20 protein-coding genes are annotated in these 19,366 nt (G+C 55.0%); all 20 read right to left on the minus strand.

The annotated features are described in order from the left end of the window. Nucleotides 1-4 precede the first annotated feature (4 nt). The 20 genes from O9K67_RS22245 to mutL all read right to left on the minus strand — a co-directional run bounded on the left by O9K67_RS22245 (nt 5) and on the right by mutL (nt 19,361). Nucleotides 5-403 carry a DUF350 domain-containing protein gene (locus O9K67_RS22245; protein WP_061500214.1) on the minus strand — a complete coding sequence of 133 codons (399 nt, stop codon included), beginning with the start codon at nt 401-403 and terminating at the stop codon, nt 5-7. A 14-nt stretch (nt 404-417) separates the two neighbouring features. Continuing rightward, a complete protein-coding gene (locus O9K67_RS22250; protein ID WP_061500216.1) occupies nt 418-1,077 on the minus strand; it encodes a DUF2491 family protein in 660 nt (219 codons plus the stop codon). Further along, nucleotides 1,077-1,775, minus strand: a complete 699-nt coding sequence (locus tag O9K67_RS22255) for a PspA/IM30 family protein (RefSeq protein ID WP_061498425.1) — start codon at nt 1,773-1,775, stop codon at nt 1,077-1,079. The genes O9K67_RS22250 and O9K67_RS22255 overlap by 1 nt, the downstream gene beginning before the upstream one ends. A gap of 19 nt (nt 1,776-1,794) precedes the next feature. After that, the gene (locus tag O9K67_RS22260) at nt 1,795-2,196 is read right to left on the minus strand and encodes a YjfI family protein (protein WP_061498428.1); all 402 of its coding nucleotides are present in this window, start codon (nt 2,194-2,196) and stop codon (nt 1,795-1,797) included. A gap of 117 nt (nt 2,197-2,313) precedes the next feature. Then, nucleotides 2,314-3,048 carry a 23S rRNA (guanosine(2251)-2'-O)-methyltransferase RlmB gene (rlmB, locus tag O9K67_RS22265; protein WP_061498431.1) on the minus strand — a complete coding sequence of 245 codons (735 nt, stop codon included), beginning with the start codon at nt 3,046-3,048 and terminating at the stop codon, nt 2,314-2,316. A gap of 107 nt (nt 3,049-3,155) precedes the next feature. Beyond that, nucleotides 3,156-3,935, minus strand: a complete 780-nt coding sequence (locus tag O9K67_RS22270) for an ABC transporter ATP-binding protein (protein WP_061498434.1) — start codon at nt 3,933-3,935, stop codon at nt 3,156-3,158. After that, nucleotides 3,935-4,705, minus strand: a complete 771-nt coding sequence (locus O9K67_RS22275; protein WP_061498437.1) for an ABC transporter permease — start codon at nt 4,703-4,705, stop codon at nt 3,935-3,937. The genes O9K67_RS22270 and O9K67_RS22275 overlap by 1 nt, the downstream gene beginning before the upstream one ends. After that, on the minus strand, nt 4,702-5,709 hold the full coding sequence (locus O9K67_RS22280) for a taurine ABC transporter substrate-binding protein (protein WP_061498440.1): 1,008 nt from the start codon (nt 5,707-5,709) through the stop codon (nt 4,702-4,704). The genes O9K67_RS22275 and O9K67_RS22280 overlap by 4 nt, the downstream gene beginning before the upstream one ends. A 63-nt stretch (nt 5,710-5,772) precedes the next feature. Then, nucleotides 5,773-6,525: a cysteate racemase gene (gene cuyB / locus O9K67_RS22285; RefSeq protein ID WP_061498442.1), complete on the minus strand. Its 753-nt coding sequence runs from the start codon at nt 6,523-6,525 to the stop codon at nt 5,773-5,775. Continuing rightward, nucleotides 6,518-7,534, minus strand: a complete 1,017-nt coding sequence (gene cuyA / locus O9K67_RS22290) for a D-cysteate sulfo-lyase (protein WP_061498446.1) — start codon at nt 7,532-7,534, stop codon at nt 6,518-6,520. The genes cuyB and cuyA overlap by 8 nt, the downstream gene beginning before the upstream one ends. Nucleotides 7,535-7,718: 184 nt before the next feature. Continuing rightward, complete coding sequence (gene rnr / locus O9K67_RS22295; protein WP_061498449.1) at nt 7,719-10,154, minus strand: ribonuclease R; 2,436 nt, start codon at nt 10,152-10,154, stop codon at nt 7,719-7,721. Nucleotides 10,155-10,192: 38 nt separating this feature from the next. Continuing rightward, complete coding sequence (nsrR, locus tag O9K67_RS22300; protein WP_061498452.1) at nt 10,193-10,618, minus strand: nitric oxide-sensing transcriptional repressor NsrR; 426 nt, start codon at nt 10,616-10,618, stop codon at nt 10,193-10,195. Nucleotides 10,619-10,769: 151 nt separating this feature from the next. Beyond that, entirely contained in the window at nt 10,770-12,068 is a 1,299-nt protein-coding gene (gene purA, locus O9K67_RS22305) for an adenylosuccinate synthase (RefSeq protein ID WP_061498454.1), read from the minus strand. Between the two features lie 102 nt (nt 12,069-12,170). Further along, entirely contained in the window at nt 12,171-12,368 is a 198-nt protein-coding gene (locus O9K67_RS22310) for a DUF2065 domain-containing protein (RefSeq protein ID WP_061498457.1), read from the minus strand. A 78-nt stretch (nt 12,369-12,446) separates the two neighbouring features. After that, entirely contained in the window at nt 12,447-13,451 is a 1,005-nt protein-coding gene (hflC, locus tag O9K67_RS22315; RefSeq protein ID WP_061498460.1) for a protease modulator HflC, read from the minus strand. Nucleotides 13,452-13,453: 2 nt separating this feature from the next. Then, nucleotides 13,454-14,710 carry an FtsH protease activity modulator HflK gene (gene hflK, locus O9K67_RS22320; protein WP_061498463.1) on the minus strand — a complete coding sequence of 419 codons (1,257 nt, stop codon included), beginning with the start codon at nt 14,708-14,710 and terminating at the stop codon, nt 13,454-13,456. Nucleotides 14,711-14,797: 87 nt separating this feature from the next. After that, nucleotides 14,798-16,078, minus strand: coding sequence for a ribosome rescue GTPase HflX (hflX, locus tag O9K67_RS22325; protein ID WP_061500219.1), 1,281 nt, complete (start codon nt 16,076-16,078; stop codon nt 14,798-14,800). A gap of 74 nt (nt 16,079-16,152) precedes the next feature. Next, a complete protein-coding gene (gene hfq, locus O9K67_RS22330) occupies nt 16,153-16,458 on the minus strand; it encodes an RNA chaperone Hfq (protein WP_061498466.1) in 306 nt (101 codons plus the stop codon). Nucleotides 16,459-16,555: 97 nt separating this feature from the next. Further along, the gene (gene miaA, locus O9K67_RS22335) at nt 16,556-17,506 is read right to left on the minus strand and encodes a tRNA (adenosine(37)-N6)-dimethylallyltransferase MiaA (protein WP_061500221.1); all 951 of its coding nucleotides are present in this window, start codon (nt 17,504-17,506) and stop codon (nt 16,556-16,558) included. Beyond that, a complete protein-coding gene (mutL, locus tag O9K67_RS22340) occupies nt 17,499-19,361 on the minus strand; it encodes a DNA mismatch repair endonuclease MutL (RefSeq protein WP_061498469.1) in 1,863 nt (620 codons plus the stop codon). Before mutL ends, miaA begins: the two co-directional genes overlap by 8 nt. Nucleotides 19,362-19,366: the final 5 nt, after the last annotated feature.

Genomic DNA, 19,366 nt, shown 5'->3' on the forward strand with positions numbered 1-19,366 from the left:
TCCATTACCATGTCATGCAGGCGGCATTAAAAATTCCGCCCGCCAGCGCTGCCGCCCCCATAAACACCCCGGCGGCAGTGTTACCGTTAATAATTTTATCACTCAGATTCGGCATATACAGACGTACACCGCCGTAGACCATTAATTGCACCACCAGTGCAATAAAGCCCCAAATTAAATAATCCGGAATGCTGACAGAGTTAATAGCTGCACTGGAAAGAGGAATAATATACCCCAACAGTGAACCACTGAATGCTAACGACGCGGCGATATTGTTCTCTTTAATTAATCGCCATTCGTCATGGGGTGTAATATGCGTATAAACAAAAAGAAAAAAGAGCACCATGGCAATGCCAATAAAGAAATACGAACCAAACGCCAGCAGTGAACCCAGAATATGAATTTCCGTTCCCATAATTATCCTATGATCTTTAATGATGTCAGGGGAATATCGACACCCAGCGCGCGCGAATAGATCCACTCGGGCTGATTTTGTTCATTAAACGTCTCTTCGCCGTTCAGCAAGAGATACTCAAACACACCGTCGGTGACTTCTCGCTGATAGGCCATCATAAAGTTATGCACTTCCCAGCATGCTCCAGCCGGGTTGTTGACGGTTTCCAGCGTATAAATCGGCTCGATATCGGCGCGCTCTTCCGCATTAAACACGCGCTGCCACAGGCAATCGCGCCAACGTAACGACGGCTTGCCCATGGTTTTTGCGCTCAGCATCTCCCGCCAGGTTTTCTCACCGGAAACACCGGCGCTCTCTTCATACACGAACAGCTTGATATCATCGATATTGCTGGTTTCCAGACCGCCAGAGGTGCTGATTTGCAGGAACTCATCGCCGGTGGTGTAGTAACGGTGGATCATGCACCCTGCGCCCAGGTCAAAGCTGCCGCAAGCGCCAATGGTGTACTCTTCGCCGGGCAGCGTGACCAACAATTCCTCTTCGCACAAACGAAACAGCAGCGTATCAATAGTAAACCCGGCGTGCAGATGCAATCCAAGCGGACCTCTTTCCGGGGCCGCCGCATCAGGCCGCCCCAGCAGGTTTTTAAGAAAAGAGAGCATCACTGTTTTTGTTGCTGTTGCAGTCGGGCCAGTACATCCTGCGCGGAGGTTTTATCGCTGCCGCCAATGCCTGCCTGCGCGAGTTTTTCATCCAGATCGCGCCCGTCAGCCACTTTTTCAAGTTGGGTGGCCGCATCCAGTCGCGCCTGACGTTCAGCCTGACGCGTTTGCAGACGTTTTAGCGATTCTGCCGCCGTCGCCACATTGTTAGATGCGCCAACAGTGGACGTCGTCACCGCCTGCTGCGCACGCTGCATCGCTTCAGTCGCTTTAATCACTTCCAATTGCTGCTCAAACTGCTCAATGCGTTGCGCCGTCGCCGTGACCGCTTTTTCAACCGCATCGCGTGACGTTTCAAGGTTGCTCAGCACCTGCTCTTCCGCAGTAATGGCGTTTTCCAGACGGGCGATTTCCGTTGCAACCTCGTTGAGCAGCGCCGCATCGACATTTTTCGCCATCGCTTCCAGCGCACGCGCCTCAAGACTGGCTTTACGCTCGCGCAGATCGTCCAGCTTGTCGTTACTCAGTTTCACGCGCGCCAGCAGGTCAACGCGGGATTTTCCTGCCTTATCCAGTTCCGTGCGCGCATCGCGAATATGCTGTTCCAGCATGCGTACGCCCTGCGTTTCTTCAATCGACTCTTCCGCCTGAGCAATAAACGATTTACCCAGCGTAAAGAGGCTTTTTAAAATTCCCATACCATCACTCCCAGCTCAGTTATTGGGTAAAATCATCTGTTAATTCAGCGAGATCCAGCGCATTTTCAGCAAGCGTGGTGATTTCCAGCAGAATATCGTCGATCGACGAGTTGAGTGACAGTGCGCCGAACGCGACATAGTACTCTTCGCCGCCGACAGGCGAGATGCCAACAGAAGATAACGGTAACAGTTTTTGGTTGCGCAGCAGGAAGGCATTAAACGCATCCTGATGCTTAATTTCGTTCAGCGGGCAAATATAGGTTTCGATAATGATTTGCCGGGAGGTCAGCAGCACGTTGAGTTGTAAGTCGCCGTAATCATCCAGCGTCAGAATTAAAGCGTCCGCTTCGCGTTGAATATTTACGTCCAGCGTTGCTGATTGTAATAATGCTGCGCTCAGTGTTTCTACAGTCCATGCCATCTTTTCTATCCTGATCATTTCATCGCAATAAGGGTGAAATACCTGCCCGCGAATAGTACCAGCGTTAACGGTAAAAAAAACCACCCGAATAAGGGTGGTTTCTCTGTACTTCGCCGCTTACAAACCGCGTTGGCGCACGGCTTCAAACAGACAGATGCCTGTGGCGACCGAGACGTTCAGCGACGAAACGCTTCCCGCCATCGGGATGCTGATCAGCTCATCGCAGTGCTCGCGGGTCAGGCGGCGCATACCTTCGCCTTCAGCGCCCATCACCAGCGCCAGACGGCCAGTCATTTTGCTCTGGAACAGAGTATGGTCTGCTTCACCGGCAGTACCTACGATCCAGATATTCTCTTCCTGCAGCAGACGCATCGTGCGGGCAAGGTTGGTTACGCGGATCAGCGGTACGCTTTCCGCCGCGCCACAGGCGACTTTTTTCGCGGTAGCATTCAGTTGAGCAGATTTGTCTTTCGGCACGATCACCGCATGCACACCCGCCGCATCGGCGCTACGCAAACATGCGCCAAGGTTATGCGGATCGGTGACGCCATCCAGGATCAACAGGAACGGCTGATCGAGACTGGCGATCAGATCCGGCAGATCGTTTTCCTGATACTGACGCCCCGGTTTCACGCGTGCAATGATCCCCTGATGAACCGCACCTTCGCTTTTTTCATCCAGATACTGGCGACTCGCCACCTGGATCACCACGCCTTGCGCTTCCAGTGCGTGGATCAGCGGCAGCAGACGTTTGTCTTCGCGGCCTTTCAGAATAAAAACGTCCTGAAAACGCTCCGGAGCGCGCTCCAACAGGGCCTGCACCGCGTGGATGCCGTAAATCATTTCACTCATTGATGGTACTCATTTGGGGCGGTTTGCGCCGCGTTATTGGGCTGTGATTGTCATCACCTGGCGCCATTATACCCGACACACGCCCCAGAACGAACCACCCGCCCGCGCTAACTCAGGTGCCGTTTCGCCTCCAGCCTGACCCGGTGCAGGACATGCTGCTTGATAGCGCCGTATTGAGGATGTCCGACAAGGGTTTCAATGTCACGGTCACGGCCAAACGGCAACGTAATTTCCTCAACGATCTTGCCCGGCCGCGCCGACATAACCAGAATGCGGTCGGCGAGAAACAGCGCTTCTTCCACATCATGGGTCACAAACAGCAGCGTGGTACGGGTTTCCAGCCATGCTTCGCGCAGCAGCTCCTGCATCATCAGCCGCGTTTGTGCATCCAGTGCGCCGAACGGCTCATCCAGCAGCAGCACATCCGGGCCGGGCAACCAGGCGCGCGCCAGCGCCACCCGCTGTTTCATACCGCCAGAAAGCTGCCATGGTGCATGGTGTTCAAACCCTTTGAGCCCAACGCGCGCCAACCACTCCAGCGCCCGGGCGTTCACCTCCGCTTTGTGATGTTTTCCCAACCGCGGGCCAAAGGTGACGTTATCCAGCACCGATAACCACGGAAACAGGTTCGGCTGCTGGAAAATCATCCCCCGCGAGGGGCCGGGTTGTTGCACCGTCTGACCGCCCGCCAGCACCTGCCCGCTGTCTGGCTTTGTAAACCCCGCCACCAGGTTAAGGATGGTGGATTTTCCACAGCCAGATGGCCCAAGCAGCACGACAAATTCCCCTGGCGACAACGCCAGCGAAATATCTTCCAGCACCGTAAACGGCTGTGGTTTAGCGGCAAACGTCAGGGAGACATTTTCCAGTGCGATATGTGCCGTCATCACTCTTTCCCCGCCCAGGGCGCTAACCACCGTTGCAGCCCCAGCAGTAATAAATCCAGTAAATAGCCAATGCCGCCCAGCAGCAAAATGCCGAGCATCACAATGTCGGTGCGCAGATAAGAGCTGGCGTTGATCACCATCCACCCCAGGCCAGAACTGGCCGCCACCATTTCGGCCGCAATCAGCGAGGTCCAGCCGATGCCAATCGACAGACGTACGGTGGTAAACAGTTCCGGCAGCGCATCCGGCAGTACCACACGCAGGAAAATCTGCCTCCTGGATGCACCGAGGGTTTGCGCTACGCGGATACGCGCCCGGCCAATGCGCTCCACCGCTGCGCTGGCGCCGACCACGACGCTTAAGAAGGTGGCGATAAAGATGAGGAAAAATTTCGAGGCTTCACCAATCCCCAGCCATACCACCGCCAGCGGGATCAGGGCGATTTTCGGCAATGGCCGCAGAAACTGCACAAAGGGGTTAAGCACAGCGGACAAACCGTCGGATAACCCCATCAACAGCCCTAACGGAATACCAATTGCAATGGCGACGGCAAAAGCGCTCAGCGCACGCGCCAGACTTACGACAATATGCTGCCACAGCGGCACCTGACGGTAACCGTCCGCCAGCAGCTCTTCCGCCGTGAGGCCAATGTCGGTCAATGACGGTAATAGCAGTGGATCGACCCACTGCCGGGTCGCCGCCACTTGCCAGAGCATGAAGAAAACCGCCACCGACAGCACGCTGATAGCGATATGCTGACTCAATTTCATTGCGCGGTAGCCGCCGCATCGCGAATGTAGCGGGAGTCGATCGCCGCATCCCAGTTGGCCGGGATATCGCGCTTACGCAGTTCACCGATCCCGGCAAGGAAATCGGAGGTCTTGCTCAACGCTTTACCAATACCGCTGTCGGAGGTGTGCGTGCCGTTACCCAGCCACGCTGCCGTCCCTTGTTCGCTCAGCGACGGGTATTCCAGCCCGCCGAGGGTGTTAGCGGCTGTGGTCACTGGTGCCCCCACCTCTTTCGCGACAATCGCAGCGGCACGTTCGGGATCTTTCTTGAACTCATCCACTTTCTGCTGATGTACACGCAGGAACGCCGTCACCGCGTCCGGGTACTGCTCCGCGAAGGCTTTACGCACCACATAGTTGTTGTAAATCAGGTAACCCGCTTTTTGCAGATCTTTGGTGGCGAACACCTGATGCCCACCGGAAGCTTCCAGTTCCTGGGCAAACGGTGCCCAAACGTAACCGGCATCAATATCACCGCGTTTCCATGCCGCAACCATCTCTGCCGGGCGCAGCGGCAACAGCGTTATTTTACTGCGGTCGAGTTTGTTAACGCTTATCGCCGCTTCCAGCGCATATTGCGCAGTGGAGTTTGGCGGATAAGCCACTCGTTTACCTTCAATATCACGGATAGTGTTAATGCCATCTTTGCCAATTAAACGTTCATAACTGGCAATCACCCCCGATACACCGATAATTTCCACCGGCAGTTTTCGTACAATACCCGCAGTCGCCGGGCTGGAGCCGAAATTGGCAATATCGATAGCGTTACTGGCGAAATAATTTAACGCATCGGCACCAGAGGCAAATTGCACCCATTTCACCGGGCTGTGTAAGGCTTTATCCAGCGAGCCGTCGGCTTTTGCCAGCATTAATACTTGTGAACCGCCGCTATACGCGACACGGACTTCCGTCGGCGTGGCGGCGATGCTGGTGCTGGCCCATAAGCTACCCGCTGCCAATAATAAGCAGAGACCTTTTTTCATTTTATTTAACCTTTAAATGACGACATTATTAGCGCTGGATCACTATATCCACTGGCGGCTCTTTTATTTATTCCAATTATTGCTTTGGGTATGCGGGAAATAAGAATGACGATATTCAAGCCATATTTCCGCACAGCGCTGCGCCAGTAATTGCGCCGGATCGTGGGTCAGAGAAAGAAACGGCGCAGCTACCGCACGCAGCGCAAGCGGCACCTCGGTACAGGCCAGTAGCAATTGCTCAGCACCGCGAGCCAGAAGTGCCTGCGCCTGTAAACTCAGCAACTCGCCGCCTTCAGGCAACGCACCGCGCTTCACCGCATAACAGCCCGGCACAAACCACTGCTGCAACTCGTCAGCGGTAGGCAGCAACACCTCCATGCCCTTCTGCGCCAGCGCACGCTGGTACCAACCCGCATCCAGCGTCCCTTGTGTGGCAACCAGCCCTACCCGCTGTGGTTTTTGCGGCAGCGCCACCAGCCCTTCAAGGGTGGCATCAACAATATGCAGCAACGGTGCCGCGCTGGCGTAACTGAGTTCATCAAACCAGTGATGCGCCGTATTACAGGGGATCACAATATGGCTGACACCAGCCTGATTAAGCTTTTCGATACCGAGCAGTAATTGCGGCAACGGCGATGGCCCCAACCCGGCGAGGGCTTTTTGCCTGTCGGCGACCTGCGGCACATTCCAGACCACCGATGGCAGTTGCTGCTGATCGCTGTCAGCGGGAGTGGCATCCAGCAATTTATGCTGGAAATCCAGGGTGGCAAGCGGCCCCATGCCGCCCAGCACGCCAAGCAAAAAAGGCTTAGCCATGGCGGACGTGCGCCTCCAGCACCTGACGATAACCAAATAATCCGGCCGAACCGCCTGTGTGAATAAACACCACGTTTTCGTCACGACTAAAGTGGCCTTTACGGATCAAATCAATAAGCCCGGCGGCGCCTTTTCCGGAGTAGACCGGATCAAGCAAAATACCTTCATGACGGGCAAACAGCGTCAGCGCTTCCAGCATGCTTTCTGTTGGCAGACCGTAGCCATCGCCGACGTAATCGCTGTTAGCCACCACCGCTTCGCGCGGCAGTTCCCCCTTCACGCCAAGCAGTTCGCGAGTACGTGATGCCAGCGTCCAGACATTCTCTTCCTGCTTCGCTTTCGGCGCGCGAACGCTGATGCCCAGTACCGGCACCTGGCTATTGGTGGCGCTAAACCCGGCCACCAGCCCGGCTTGTGTACCGGTGCTGCCAGTAGCATGCACCACGCTGTCAATGCGCAAACGTAGCTGGGATGACTGGAAAAGCAGCTCTTCCGCACAGGCAACATAGCCCAGCGCGCCGATTGGATTTGAACCGCCACCGGGAATGACATACGGGTTGTGCCCTTGCTCGCGCAACTGTTGCGCCAGCTCTTCCATGGCCTGCTGCATATCCGTACCGCCCGGCAGATGCGCGACAATCTCGCCGCCGAGCAAGTCGTCCAGCAGGTTGTTGCCGGAACGCTGATACTCTTCACCAAAATCCGTTACCCGCTTTTCCAACAGCACTTTGGTCGGTAACCCGAGTTTCGCCGCCCCGGCGATAGTCTGGCGCACATGGTTTGATTGCGTCGCCCCCTGGGTAATGATGACGTCGGCGTTTAATGCCAGCGCATCCGCCAGTAAGAACTCCAGTTTGCGGGTTTTATTGCCGCCGGTCGCAAGACCCGTGGCGTCGTCGCGTTTGATCCATAATTTGGGACCACCGAGTAACGCGCTTAAATTATTCAGAGGTTCCAACGGCGTTGGAAAATGACCTAATGTCAGGCGGGGAAAACGGGCCAGATGCATAATCGCTCCTTGCAAAACAGAGATATGCCGAAGCGAAAAGGCTTCGGTTTTTTATTCGGTGAATAAGAGATGGGTATTCACTATATACATCTGGCTGCGCAGGCTAACGATAAATACTAAATATCGATTTGCAGAAAATAACTAACCATAAAAAAACCCCTTCACAGGAAGGGGTTCGGGAATATTACTGCGCGACTTTCTTTTTCGCCGCACGTTTTGCTTTGGTGGCGGCGGCGATTTTTTGCGTCTTCGCCGACGGTTTTTTGGCTTTTTTCGGTTTGCCTTTCCCCGGTTCGCCGCGGAAGGCGCTGTCCGGCTCAAAGTTCACCTTTTTGCCCATCTGGCGGCGCGGCGGTTTTTTCCCGGCGACTTTTTTTCCTGCCGGGCCTTTCTTGCTGCGTTCACGCTCGGTTTTACCGACATTGCGCGGACCGCGTTCGCTGGAGATCAGCGAGAAGTCGATCTTACGCTCGTCCATATTGACCGCTTCGACTTTCACCTGCACGCGGTCGCCCAAACGGTAAGTCTGCCCGCCGGATTCGCCAATCAAACGCTGACCAATCTGGTCAAAGCGATAGTAGTCATTATCCAGCGAAGAGACATGCACCAGACCATCAATAAAGAGATCATCCAGGCGCACAAAGAAACCAAAGCCGGTCACGCTGGCGATCACACCCGGGAAGATGTTGCCTACCTGATCCTGCATAAAGTCGCATTTCAGCCAGTCCGACACTTCACGCGTGGCTTCATCAGCGCGACGTTCGGTCATCGAACAGTGCTGGCCCAGTTGCAGCACCTCTTCCATGCTGTAATGCCAGCCGCCGGTTTCGGTGCTGTTGCCTTTCAGCCCCTGCTCTTTCGCCAGCAGATATTTAATGGCGCGGTGCAACGACAGATCCGGGTAACGGCGAATCGGTGAAGTAAAGTGTGCGTAGGATTGCAGCGCCAGCCCAAAGTGGCCGCGGTTTTCCGGATCGTAGATCGCCTGTTTCATAGAGCGCAGCAGCATGGTTTGCAGCATCTCATGATCCGGGCGATCGGCAATCGACTCCAGCAGCTCCGCATAGTCGCGCGGCTCGGGTTTGTTGCCGCCAGGCAGTTCCAGACCGAGCTCAGCGAGCACACTGCGGAACGCCGTGATCGCGTCGTTAGAGGGTTTATCGTGAATACGGAACAGCGCAGGCTCGCTGGCTTTCTCCACAAAGCGCGCGGCGGAGATATTGGCGAGGATCATGCACTCTTCAATCAGTTTGTGCGCATCGTTGCGCTGGGTCTGTTCAATGCGTTCGATGCGACGCTCAGCATTGAAGATAAACTTCGCTTCTTCGCTCTCAAACGAGATGCCGCCACGTTCTGCACGCGCCTGGTCGAGGACTTTATACAGGTTATGCAGCTCTTCAATGTGCTTCACCAGCGGCGCATATTGCTCGCGCAGATCCTGATCGCCCTGCAGGATATGCCACACTTTGGTATAGGTCAGCCGCGCGTGCGAACTCATCACCGCTTCGTAGAATTTAAAGCCGGTTAAACGGCCTTTTGCTGAGATGGTCATTTCGCAGACCATACACAACCGATCCACCTGCGGGTTCAGAGAGCACAGACCATTAGAGAGCACTTCCGGCAGCATCGGCACCACTTGCGACGGGAAGTAGACCGACGTGCCGCGGTTGCGTGCTTCGTTGTCCAGCGCGGTGCCGTGACGCACGTAGTAACTCACATCGGCAATTGCTACCCATAAGCGCCAGCCACCGCCACGTTTTTTCTCGCAGAACACGGCGTCATCAAAGTCGCGAGCATCTTCGCCGTCGATGGTAACGAGCGGCAGATCGCGTAAATCCACGCGGCCCACTTTTGCTTCTTCCGGCACCTGCTCTTTCAGCCCGGCAATCTCTTTTTCAACTTCTGTCGGCCACAGGTAGGGAATTTCATGGGTGCGCAGCGCCATATCCACTGCCATACCGGTTCCCATATTATCGCCAAGCACTTCGACGATTTTCCCCAGCGCTTTGGTGCGACGGGTCGGTCGCTGCGTCAGCTCCACCACCACTACGAAGCCCATGCGAGCGCCCATGATCTCTTCCGGGGGGATTAAGATATCAAAGCTCAACCGGCTGTCGTCCGGCACCACAAAACCCACGCCTGCGTCGGTAAAGTATCGGCCAACAATCTGGCTGGTTTTCGGCACCAGGATACGTACAATGCGCGCTTCGCGGCGACCTTTGCGATCCGCGCCAAGCGGTTGTGCCAGCACCTGATCGCCATGGATGCAGGTTTTCATCTGTTCGCTGGAGAGGTAGAGATCGTCTTTACGCCCTTCTACGCGCAAGAAGCCGTAGCCGTCGCGGTGGCCAATGACCACGCCTTTCAGCAGGTCCAGGCGTTCCGGTAAGGCATAGCACTGGCGGCGGGTAAAGACCAATTGTCCGTCGCGCTCCATGGCACGCAGACGGCGGCGTAGCGCTTCATTTTGTTCTTCGCCTTCGATGTTCAACTCAACGGCCAGTTCGTCCCGGCTGGCGGGTTTTTCACGTTTTGCTAAGTGATCGAGGATGAATTCGCGGCTGGGAATGGGGTTGGTGTATTTTTCAGATTCGCGTTCGAGGAAAGGATCTTGTGACATTGCGGTTCCTCCGTTGTCAGCTCTGGCGGTAATTTTCGTCATTCCACCAGCAATAATTTGTAAAGCGGTTGATTCTCTTCAACCAAATCGGCAAGCGTGTAGTTATCCAGCTCCTTGAGAAAACTTTTCACGGCTTTGGAAAGCGCCATTTTGAGGCGACAGGCGCTGGTGATATGGCAGAATTCACTGCTGCAATTGACCAGCGAAAGGGGTTCGAGGGAGCGCACAACATCACCAATACGAATATCCTGCGCCGGTTTGCCCAGGCGAATCCCACCGTTTTTCCCACGGACGGCCGCGACATAGCCTTCACGACTGAGTTGATTGATTATCTTAACCATATGATTACGGGACACACCATACGTTTCCGTTACTTCAGTAATGTTGGTCATTTGTCCTTCCGGCAGCGACGCCATGTAAATCAGGGCGCGTAAACCGTAATCGGTAAAGCTTGTTAACTGCACATCAACCTCAATAAATGGGAAAGGGTGAGATACCCACAGGTATTAACTCTATTGATGATAAACCAGCCAGCTGTCAGGCCGCTAATTTATTTGAACAGAAGGGTAAAAAAAGCGAGGAGACGGGGCGCGATCAACACGCCCCGGAACAGCATTATGCGTCGAACGGGTCACGCAGGATCATCGTTTCCGTACGATCCGGCCCGGTAGAGATAATATCGATCGGCACACCGGTAAGTTCTTCAATACGTTTGATGTAGTTCAGCGCTGCCTGTGGCAAACCGCTGCGCTCTTTCACACCAAACGTCGATTCAGACCAGCCAGGCATTGATTCATAAATCGGCTCAATACCTTCCCAGTTGTCTGCTGCCAGCGGCGTAGTGGTCACTTCGCGGCCGTCCGGCATGCGGTAGCCCACGCAGAGTTTCACTTCTTTCAAACCATCCAGCACATCCAGCTTGGTCAGGCAGAAGCCAGACAGGGAGTTGATCTGCACCGCACGGCGCACCGCAACGGTGTCCAGCCAACCGGTGCGACGACGACGACCTGTGGTCGCGCCATATTCGTTACCCTGTTTGCACAGGAACTCGCCGATATCATCGAACAGTTCAGTCGGGAACGGACCCGCACCCACACGCGTAGAGTAAGCTTTGATAATACCCAGTACGTAATCAACATAACGTGGGCCAAGGCCGGAACCAGTGGCGACGCCGCCTGCGGTAGTGTTAGAAGAGGTGACGTACGGATAAGTACCGTGGTCGATATCCAGCAGCGTACCCTGTGCGCCTTCAAACATCACGAAGTCGCCGCGTTTGCGTGCCTGATCCAGCAGATCGGAAACATCGACGACCATAGCGGTCAGGATGTCAGCAATCGCCATCACGTCGTCCAGCACTTTCTGGTAGTCAACCGCTTCCACTTTGTAGAAGTTTACTAACTGGAAGTTGTGGTATTCCATCACTTCTTTCAGTTTATCGGCGAAAGTCGCTTTATCGAACAGGTCGCCAACGCGCAGACCGCGACGGGCAACTTTGTCTTCGTATGCTGGCCCGATACCACGGCCCGTGGTGCCGATGGCTTTCGCGCCACGCGCTTTTTCACGCGCAACGTCCAGCGCAACGTGATAATCGAGGATTAACGGGCATGCTTCAGACAGCAGCAGACGTTCACGAACCGGGATACCACGGTCTTCCAGTTCTTTCATCTCTTTCATCAGCGCAGCTGGAGACAGCACGACACCGTTACCGATGATGCTGGTGACGTTTTCACGAAGAATGCCTGATGGAATAAGATGGAGGACGGTTTTTTCACCGTTGATTACGAGAGTATGGCCTGCGTTGTGACCGCCCTGGTAGCGCACAACATATTTAGCCCGTTCAGTCAGAAGATCGACAATCTTCCCTTTACCTTCGTCACCCCATTGGGTGCCCAGTACGACGACGTTGTTACCCATTTTTCAAAATCACCGTTTGCTTAAAAATGGATTCTACCACCGCTTTTTTTCAGATTCAGCACTTTTTCCGGGCAAAATGACAGCAAAATAACCGCTTTTGCTTCAGCCAATCGTTTTCCTCAACATGTAGTAGATAACCACTCCCGCAACCACAAGCCCACCGCCAAAACGACGCAAAATATGATCCGGCAGCAAACTCAGGGAGGCGATCATACGACGCCATGCGCGCGGATAGAACATCGGACCAAGGCCTTCAAACACCAGTACCAGCGCCAGGGCAAGCCATATTGTTGAATTCATTTCTGATCCTTCCAAAAAGAAAACCACCGCCTTAAATCGGGCGGTGGTTTTTTTATCATGAAAACCGCTGACGCTATCTTAGCGTGTCGCGGAACTCGGTGTCTTCATATAACGGAAGAAATCGCTGTCCGGGCTGAGCACCATCACATCCTGGTTGCTCTCGAAGCTGCTTTCATACGCGCGCAGGCTACGGATAAAGGCATAAAAGTCCGGATCCTGGCTAAAGGCATCGGCGAACAGCTTCGCCGCTTCCGCATCGCCTTCACCGCGCAGGATACGCCCCTGACGCTCAGATTCCGCCAACGTTTTGGTCACTTCGTAATCCGCAGTGGCGCGCAGTTTTTCCGCCTCTTCCTGACCTTGCGAACGGTGACGACGGGCTACCGCTTCACGCTCGGCGCGCATACGGTTGTAAATCGCCTCGGACACTTCGGTCGGCAGGTTGATCTGCTTGATACGCACGTCCACCACTTCAATACCTAACGCTGCCATACTGTTCGGGTTAATGACCGGTACTTTACCGTTCGTTTCTTCGGTGACGCGTTCAGCGGCCTTGGCAATCGCATCATCTGCCGCCGGGGTCGACACTTCATCTTCAGTACCCGCGGAACCGGAGTTCAGCGCATCGCGCACTTCCAGCGTCAAACGACCACGGGAGTCGGTCACGATGTCACGCACATCCAGACGGCCGATTTCAGAACGCAGACGGTCAGAGAACTTACGTTTCAGCAGAACTTCCGCCTGGGAGACGTCACCGCCGCCGGTCGCCAGATAGTAGCGGCTGAAATCACTGATGCGCCACTTAATGTAGGAGTCGACGATCAGATCTTTCTTCTCTTTAGTGACAAAGCGATCCGCCTGGTTATCCATGGTCTGGATACGGGCATCCAGCATTTTAACCGATTCAATAAATGGCAGTTTGAAGTGCAGGCCTGGCGCAAACACCAACGGTTTGTTGTCATCGTCGCGCAGAACTTTACCAAAGCGCAGTGAAATGCCGCGCTCACCCTCTTTCACCACAAAAATGGAGGTGTAGAGCACTACCAGCACGATGATGATGATCGCGATAACTGACTTACGCATCGTTATTCCCCCTGACGCTGGTAGTCGTTACGCTGCGCGTTAACGCGGCGTTGGTCCATGATGTCTCCCGCAGACGTTGCGGGGGCGCTGTTCGCACTGCTGCCAGAGTTAGACGCAGGCGGCAGGCGCAGCAAGTTGTTCGCGCCACTGCTGTCACTCTTTGCCGCAGGCGCATTGCCACCTTTCAGCATCTGGTCCAGCGGCAGCACCATCAGGTTGCCACCTTTATCGTTCACCAGCACTTTGCGAGTATGACTCAGCACTTTTTCCATGGTCTCGATATACAGACGCTCGCGGGTGATTTCCGGCGCGGCTTTGTATTCCGGCAGCAGCTTCGCAAAGCGAGCCACTTCACCCTGTGCTTCCAGAATGGTCTGCGTTTTATAAGCGCGCGCCTCTTCGAGGATACGCTGCGCCTGACCATTAGCACGCGGCTGCACTTCGTTGGTGTACGCTTCCGCTTCACGAATATATTGCTGCTCGTTTTCACGGGCGGCGATAGCATCATCAAACGCGGCTTTCACCTCTTCCGGCGGACGAGCGGCCTGGAAGTTAACGTCCAGCAGGGTGATACCCATGTTATACGGACGAATGGTCTCTTCCAGCTCACGCTGGGTATCGCTACGAATAACGGTACGGCCTTCGGTCAGAATGCGATCCATCACGTATTTACCGATCACACCACGCAGGGCGCTGTCCGTCGCCTGACGCAGGCTGTCGTCGGCGCTGGTCACGCTGAACAGGTAACGCTCCGGATCGGTCACGCGGTATTGCACGTTCATCTCAACGCGAACCACGTTCTCATCAGAGGTGAGCATAACGCCGGACGCGGCCAGTTCACGCACGGACTCGACGTTGACGGCAGTGACATTATCAATAAAGGTCGGCTTCCAGTTCAGACCCGGCTCCACCAGGTGGCTGAACTTACCAAAGCGGGTAACCACGCCGCGTTCCGCTTCTTTGATGGTGTAGAACCCGGTAGCAGCCCAGATAATCACGGCGGCCGCGGCAACGATGCCGACAACGCGCCCACCCATATGACTGCGCGGGCCAGAAGAACCTGGATTGCCGCCGCCTGAGCTCTTACCCCCGCCCAAGCCACCGAGCTTTTTGCTCAGTTTGCGGAAGATATCATCCAGATCAGGTGGCCCCTGATCGCGACCGCCTTTGTTTCCATTTCCCTCAGAGTTGCCGCCTGGTTTGCTGCTTCCCCACGGGTCGCGGTCTTGTCCGTTGTTACCGGGCTGATTCCACGCCATGTATGTGCTCCATATATGTCTATCGTGCGGTGTATGCCCGAACTGGCGGGCACCCCCAAAGGGGAAAAATCTTCAGGCCTGTGCCGGTCAGACGACGTACTCTTCGAGTGCCGGTTCTTGTTTACAGAGTCGACGCCAGTCAACAATCGGCATACGCACCTGCATACCTACGCTGCCATCGTCTTCCATCCACTCTTTTTCTATTGCCTGAAGCTGATAAAACCGACTTCTCAGGCGTCCTTCCTGCGGAGGCAAACGCAGCGTGTGCTGCGCCACTTCCCCGGCAAGACGCTCCGTCAAAGCCTGGAATAACAGTGGTACGCCAACACCGGTCTGCGCAGAGAGCCAGACGCGGATTGGTTTATTCTCTTCATCCCTGTCGATACGCGGCTCGAACTCTTCCAGCATATCGATCTTGTTCATGACCAACAGCGTCGGGATCTCGTGCGCTTCAATTTCTTCAAGCACCGTATTCACTGCGTCAATGTTTTCCTGCACACGGAGATCGGCAGCATCGATCACATGCATCAGCAGCGTCGCCTGACGCGTCTCCTGCAAGGTCGCTTTAAATGCCGCCACCAGATCGTGTGGCAGATGACGGATAAACCCTACGGTATCCGCCAGCACCGTTTCCCCGACATCCGCTACATCGATACGACGCAGCGTGGGATCCAGCGTTGCGAACAGTTGGTCTGCCGCATACACCTGCGCTTCGGTGATCTGGTTAAACAGCGTCGACTTGCCGGCGTTGGTATAACCCACCAGCGAAACCGTTGGAATATCGGCTTTCGTGCGGGAGCGACGCCCTTGTTCACGCTGCTTTTCAACCTTCTCAAGGCGCGCCAGGATCTGGGTAATACGATTACGCAACAAACGACGGTCGGTTTCGAGCTGGGTTTCACCCGGACCGCGCAAACCAATCCCGCCTTTTTGTCGCTCAAGGTGGGTCCAGCCACGCACCAGACGCGTCGCCAGGTGGCGCAGTTGCGCCAGTTCAACCTGCAATTTCCCCTCGTGCGTACGAGCACGCTGGGCAAAAATATCCAAAATCAGACCGGTGCGATCGATTACACGACACTCGCACAGTCTTTCCAGGTTACGTTCCTGGGCAGGGGTCAGCGCATGATCAAAGAGCACAACGGAGGCACCCACGGCTTTTACGGCATCCGCAATTTCTACTGCTTTACCTTCGCCAACGAAATACTTAGGGTGCGGTGCTTTACGGCTACCGGTAATCACCTGCATTGCTTCGACACCGGCGGAAGAGACCAGAGATTCAAACTCCTGGAGGTCTTCCATATCTTTGTCTTGCGAAAAATAGATGTGTACCAGTACCGCCTGCTCACCGGCTTCATAACGGTCAAACAAGCGTAAACCCTCAAAAAAGATCAGCGGGGAACGCAGATCTTCTGGCTCCCCGATGTAGATAAACAGCAAAAACCTTATTCGGTTTCTTCGCCGTCCTGCTGTGCAGAGCCCTGCGCGTTGCTACCATGATGGTAGTTACTGTTGGTACCGCCGCCCGCATTGTTGCTGTGATGAGAAACCGGACGAGATGGAACAACAGTAGAAATCGCGTGCTTATAGACCATCTGGCTGACCGTGTTTTTCAACAGGATCACGAACTGATCGAAAGACTCAATTTGCCCTTGCAGCTTAATACCATTCACCAAATAAATTGAAACTGGAACACGTTCCCGACGCAGTGCGTTCAGGAACGGATCTTGTAAAGATTGCCCCTTAGCCATTCTATCTTTTCCTTATATGCTTGTTTTGTACTTAGAACCCGAAGGCTCTGAAAACTGCGTAAAAAATTCGCGCACGATACGACTTAATTGTACACATTCACCCTGCGATAGCACGAACAACCTGTAACACGTCCTGGTAAGACTTTTCTGGCTTTTCACTCTCTAACCAGTGAACGCCATCCCAGCCGCGCAGCCATGTCATCTGTCGCTTGGCTAACTGCCTCGTGGCGCAAATACCTCGATAAACCATTTCATCGTATGAAATCTCACCTTCAAGATACGACCACATCTGGCGGTATCCCACACAACGAATGGAAGGCATCTCCGTATGCAAATCTCCGCGAGCAAAAAGCGCCCGCACTTCTGCTTCAAAACCTGAAGCCAACATCTGATGAAACCGCTGCTCAATGCGTTGATGGAGCAGTTCACGGCTCGCCGGGGCGATGGCGAACTGATGCACCTGGTAAGGCAGAGCGTCTCCCGACGTTTGCGTCAGATCTGTTAAAGTTTTACCCGAAATGAAAAAAACTTCCAGTGCCCGGGAAAGCCTTTGCGGATCATTTGGATGAATCCGTGCTGCAGCAACCGGATCGATCTCCCGCAACTGCTGGTGCAACGCTTCCCATCCACGCTCTGCCGCTTGTTTTTCAATGTCCGCTCTGACTTTTGCATCCGCTGATGGCAAGGGTGATAACCCCTCCAGCAGCGCCTTGAAGTAGAGCATCGTACCGCCCACCAGCAGCGGAATGCGTCCTGCCTCGGTGATCGCATGCATTTCCGCCAACGCATCGCGGCGAAAATCCGCTGCGGAATACGCCTGCGCCGGGTCGAGAATATCCAACAACCGGTGCGGTGCGGCGTGTAACTCTTCCGCATTCGGCTTTGCGGTACCGATATCCATGCCCTGATAGATAAGGGCAGAATCCACGCTTATCAACTCAACAGGCAAAACTTTACGCAACGCAATGGCTAACGCCGTTTTACCCGAGGCCGTCGGCCCCATCAGAAAAATAGCCTTAGGCAGGCCAGCCTTACTCACTTCACTCATCATTCAGGGCGTTCATCGCCGTTTGTAGATCAACAGGTTGTAATAAACCATCTGGTGGGGACTTCACCAGATGCGGACAAAGCCGTTCGACGTCGGCCAGCAGGGTAATCGCCTGCGCCACACTCCATTGCGGATGATCGCTCGCCAGATGACGAGCCAGCCATTGGGCAATATTCGCCGCATCAATGCTTGTCTGCTGCGCCAGGTAGCCTATCAGTTCGGGAATCAAGATTTGTAAATTTTGTTGGCGCAAGGGTAAAGGCACAGCACGAATGGTTACGTACTGGCCATCCGGTACAAATTCAATGCCCATTTTTGCCAACACCGGCTGCGCCTGTTTCAACGCCGCGCGCTCTTGCGCAGAAATTTTTAAACGCACCGGAATCAACAACGGTTGACCGCAGGCCGGCGCATTGGCCGGAGAAAGCTGTGCATGGCGTAACCACCGTTCCGCAACGGGAAGCGCCAACAATGCCAGTTGCCCGTTGCGCTCAAGCAGTGCGTAGTGCGGCGCAATCAGCGTTAAGACGCGGCCAAAACTCTGGCTGTACCCTTCCAGCGCGGGCGCTGCAGGCTGTGGCGCTTCACTTTTGCGCTCCACAACAGGCGTATCCAGCAACTGACGATACAGCGCGCCCTGCTGCTTTTGGTAACCCGGTTGTGCATGCGGCCAGCCGGGCGTCGCGCCTGTATTGCCGCTGTTACGGGAAGCCGGAGCAGCGCTGGTTGGCATGCGTGGAGCATCCGGTTCACGGGCGACCAACGGTTGAGAGAATTGGTTACGCCCTGCTGCCACTCGGTTCTCTGGTAACGCGCGGGGGGCGGGTTCATCCGTTAGCGGCAAGGGGGTGTCGAACTGTTGTTGCAGCACGCTGAGCACCCCCTGGTAGATAAAGTCATGTACCAGCCGCGATTGATGGAAACGCACTTCATGCTTCGCCGGGTGCACATTGACATCCACCTGATGTGGATCGATGTCCAGGTAGAGCACAAAAGCGGGTTGCTGATCGGCACCCAGTTTATCTTCACAGGCCTGTCGGATGGCGTGATTGATTAACCGGTCGCGCATCATTCGGCTGTTCACATAGCAGTACTGGATCTCAGCGAAAGCCGCCGTGGTCTGTTTAGGGTCCGCCACCCAGCCGCGCAGGGATAAATCGCCGTGCTGCCACTCAATGGCCAGCGCGTGTTCAAGAAAGGCGGCACCGCAAATCGCCCCAAGACGGCGCTCTTTTTGCCCCCCTTCGGCGACCGCGCGGTACTGGCGCACCAGCTTGCCGTTATGACTCAAATTGAGGGTGACATCGAAACGCGCCAGCGCAATGCGGCGTATCACCTCATCGATATGGTTAAATTCGGTTTTTTCCGTGCGCATAAATTTACGGCGCGCCGGTGTGTTGTAGAACAGATCCAGCACTTCCAGCGTGGTGCCCACCGGGTGCGCGGCGGGTTTGACCGTCACCGCCATATCACGCCCTTCGGCGTAAGCCTGCCACGCTTCTTGCTGCTCAGCAGTACGGGAGGTGAGCGTTAAACGGGAAACAGAGCTGATACTGGCCAGCGCTTCGCCACGGAAGCCAAGGCTAATAATGGCTTCGAGATCGTCCAGCGAGGCGATTTTACTGGTAGCGTGGCGCGCCAGCGCTAGCGCCAGTTCATCTTTCTTGATGCCGCTGCCGTTGTCGCGGATACGGATAAGCTTGGCGCCGCCGCGTTCAATATCGATATCGATTCGCGTAGCGCCTGCATCAAGGCTGTTTTCAACCAGCTCTTTCACTACCGACGCAGGGCGCTCCACCACTTCGCCAGCGGCGATTTGGTTCGCAAGCTGCGGCGGCAGAACCTGTATCGGCATGAAAA

It is taken from the genome of Kosakonia oryzendophytica, assembly GCF_027886705.1.
Classification (GTDB): Bacteria; Pseudomonadota; Gammaproteobacteria; order Enterobacterales; family Enterobacteriaceae; genus Kosakonia; species Kosakonia oryzendophytica.

Coding starts and splice junctions, on each gene's coding strand:
- O9K67_RS22250 (WP_061500216.1), bottom strand. CDS start 1,077: ATGCTCTCTTTTCTTAAAAACCTGCTGGGGCGGCCTGATGCGGCGGCC.
- O9K67_RS22255 (WP_061498425.1), bottom strand. CDS start 1,775: ATGGGAATTTTAAAAAGCCTCTTTACGCTGGGTAAATCGTTTATTGCT.
- O9K67_RS22260 (WP_061498428.1), bottom strand. CDS start 2,196: ATGGCATGGACTGTAGAAACACTGAGCGCAGCATTATTACAATCAGCA.
- rlmB (WP_061498431.1), bottom strand. CDS start 3,048: ATGAGTGAAATGATTTACGGCATCCACGCGGTGCAGGCCCTGTTGGAG.
- O9K67_RS22270 (WP_061498434.1), bottom strand. CDS start 3,935: ATGACGGCACATATCGCACTGGAAAATGTCTCCCTGACGTTTGCCGCT.
- O9K67_RS22275 (WP_061498437.1), bottom strand. CDS start 4,705: ATGAAATTGAGTCAGCATATCGCTATCAGCGTGCTGTCGGTGGCGGTT.
- O9K67_RS22280 (WP_061498440.1), bottom strand. CDS start 5,709: ATGAAAAAAGGTCTCTGCTTATTATTGGCAGCGGGTAGCTTATGGGCC.
- cuyB (WP_061498442.1), bottom strand. CDS start 6,525: ATGGCTAAGCCTTTTTTGCTTGGCGTGCTGGGCGGCATGGGGCCGCTT.
- cuyA (WP_061498446.1), bottom strand. CDS start 7,534: ATGCATCTGGCCCGTTTTCCCCGCCTGACATTAGGTCATTTTCCAACG.
- rnr (WP_061498449.1), bottom strand. CDS start 10,154: ATGTCACAAGATCCTTTCCTCGAACGCGAATCTGAAAAATACACCAAC.
- purA (WP_061498454.1), bottom strand. CDS start 12,068: ATGGGTAACAACGTCGTCGTACTGGGCACCCAATGGGGTGACGAAGGT.
- O9K67_RS22310 (WP_061498457.1), bottom strand. CDS start 12,368: ATGAATTCAACAATATGGCTTGCCCTGGCGCTGGTACTGGTGTTTGAA.
- hflC (WP_061498460.1), bottom strand. CDS start 13,451: ATGCGTAAGTCAGTTATCGCGATCATCATCATCGTGCTGGTAGTGCTC.
- hflK (WP_061498463.1), bottom strand. CDS start 14,710: ATGGCGTGGAATCAGCCCGGTAACAACGGACAAGACCGCGACCCGTGG.
- hfq (WP_061498466.1), bottom strand. CDS start 16,458: ATGGCTAAGGGGCAATCTTTACAAGATCCGTTCCTGAACGCACTGCGT.
- miaA (WP_061500221.1), bottom strand. CDS start 17,506: ATGAGTGAAGTGAGTAAGGCTGGCCTGCCTAAGGCTATTTTTCTGATG.
- mutL (WP_061498469.1), bottom strand. CDS start 19,361: ATGCCGATACAGGTTCTGCCGCCGCAGCTTGCGAACCAAATCGCCGCT.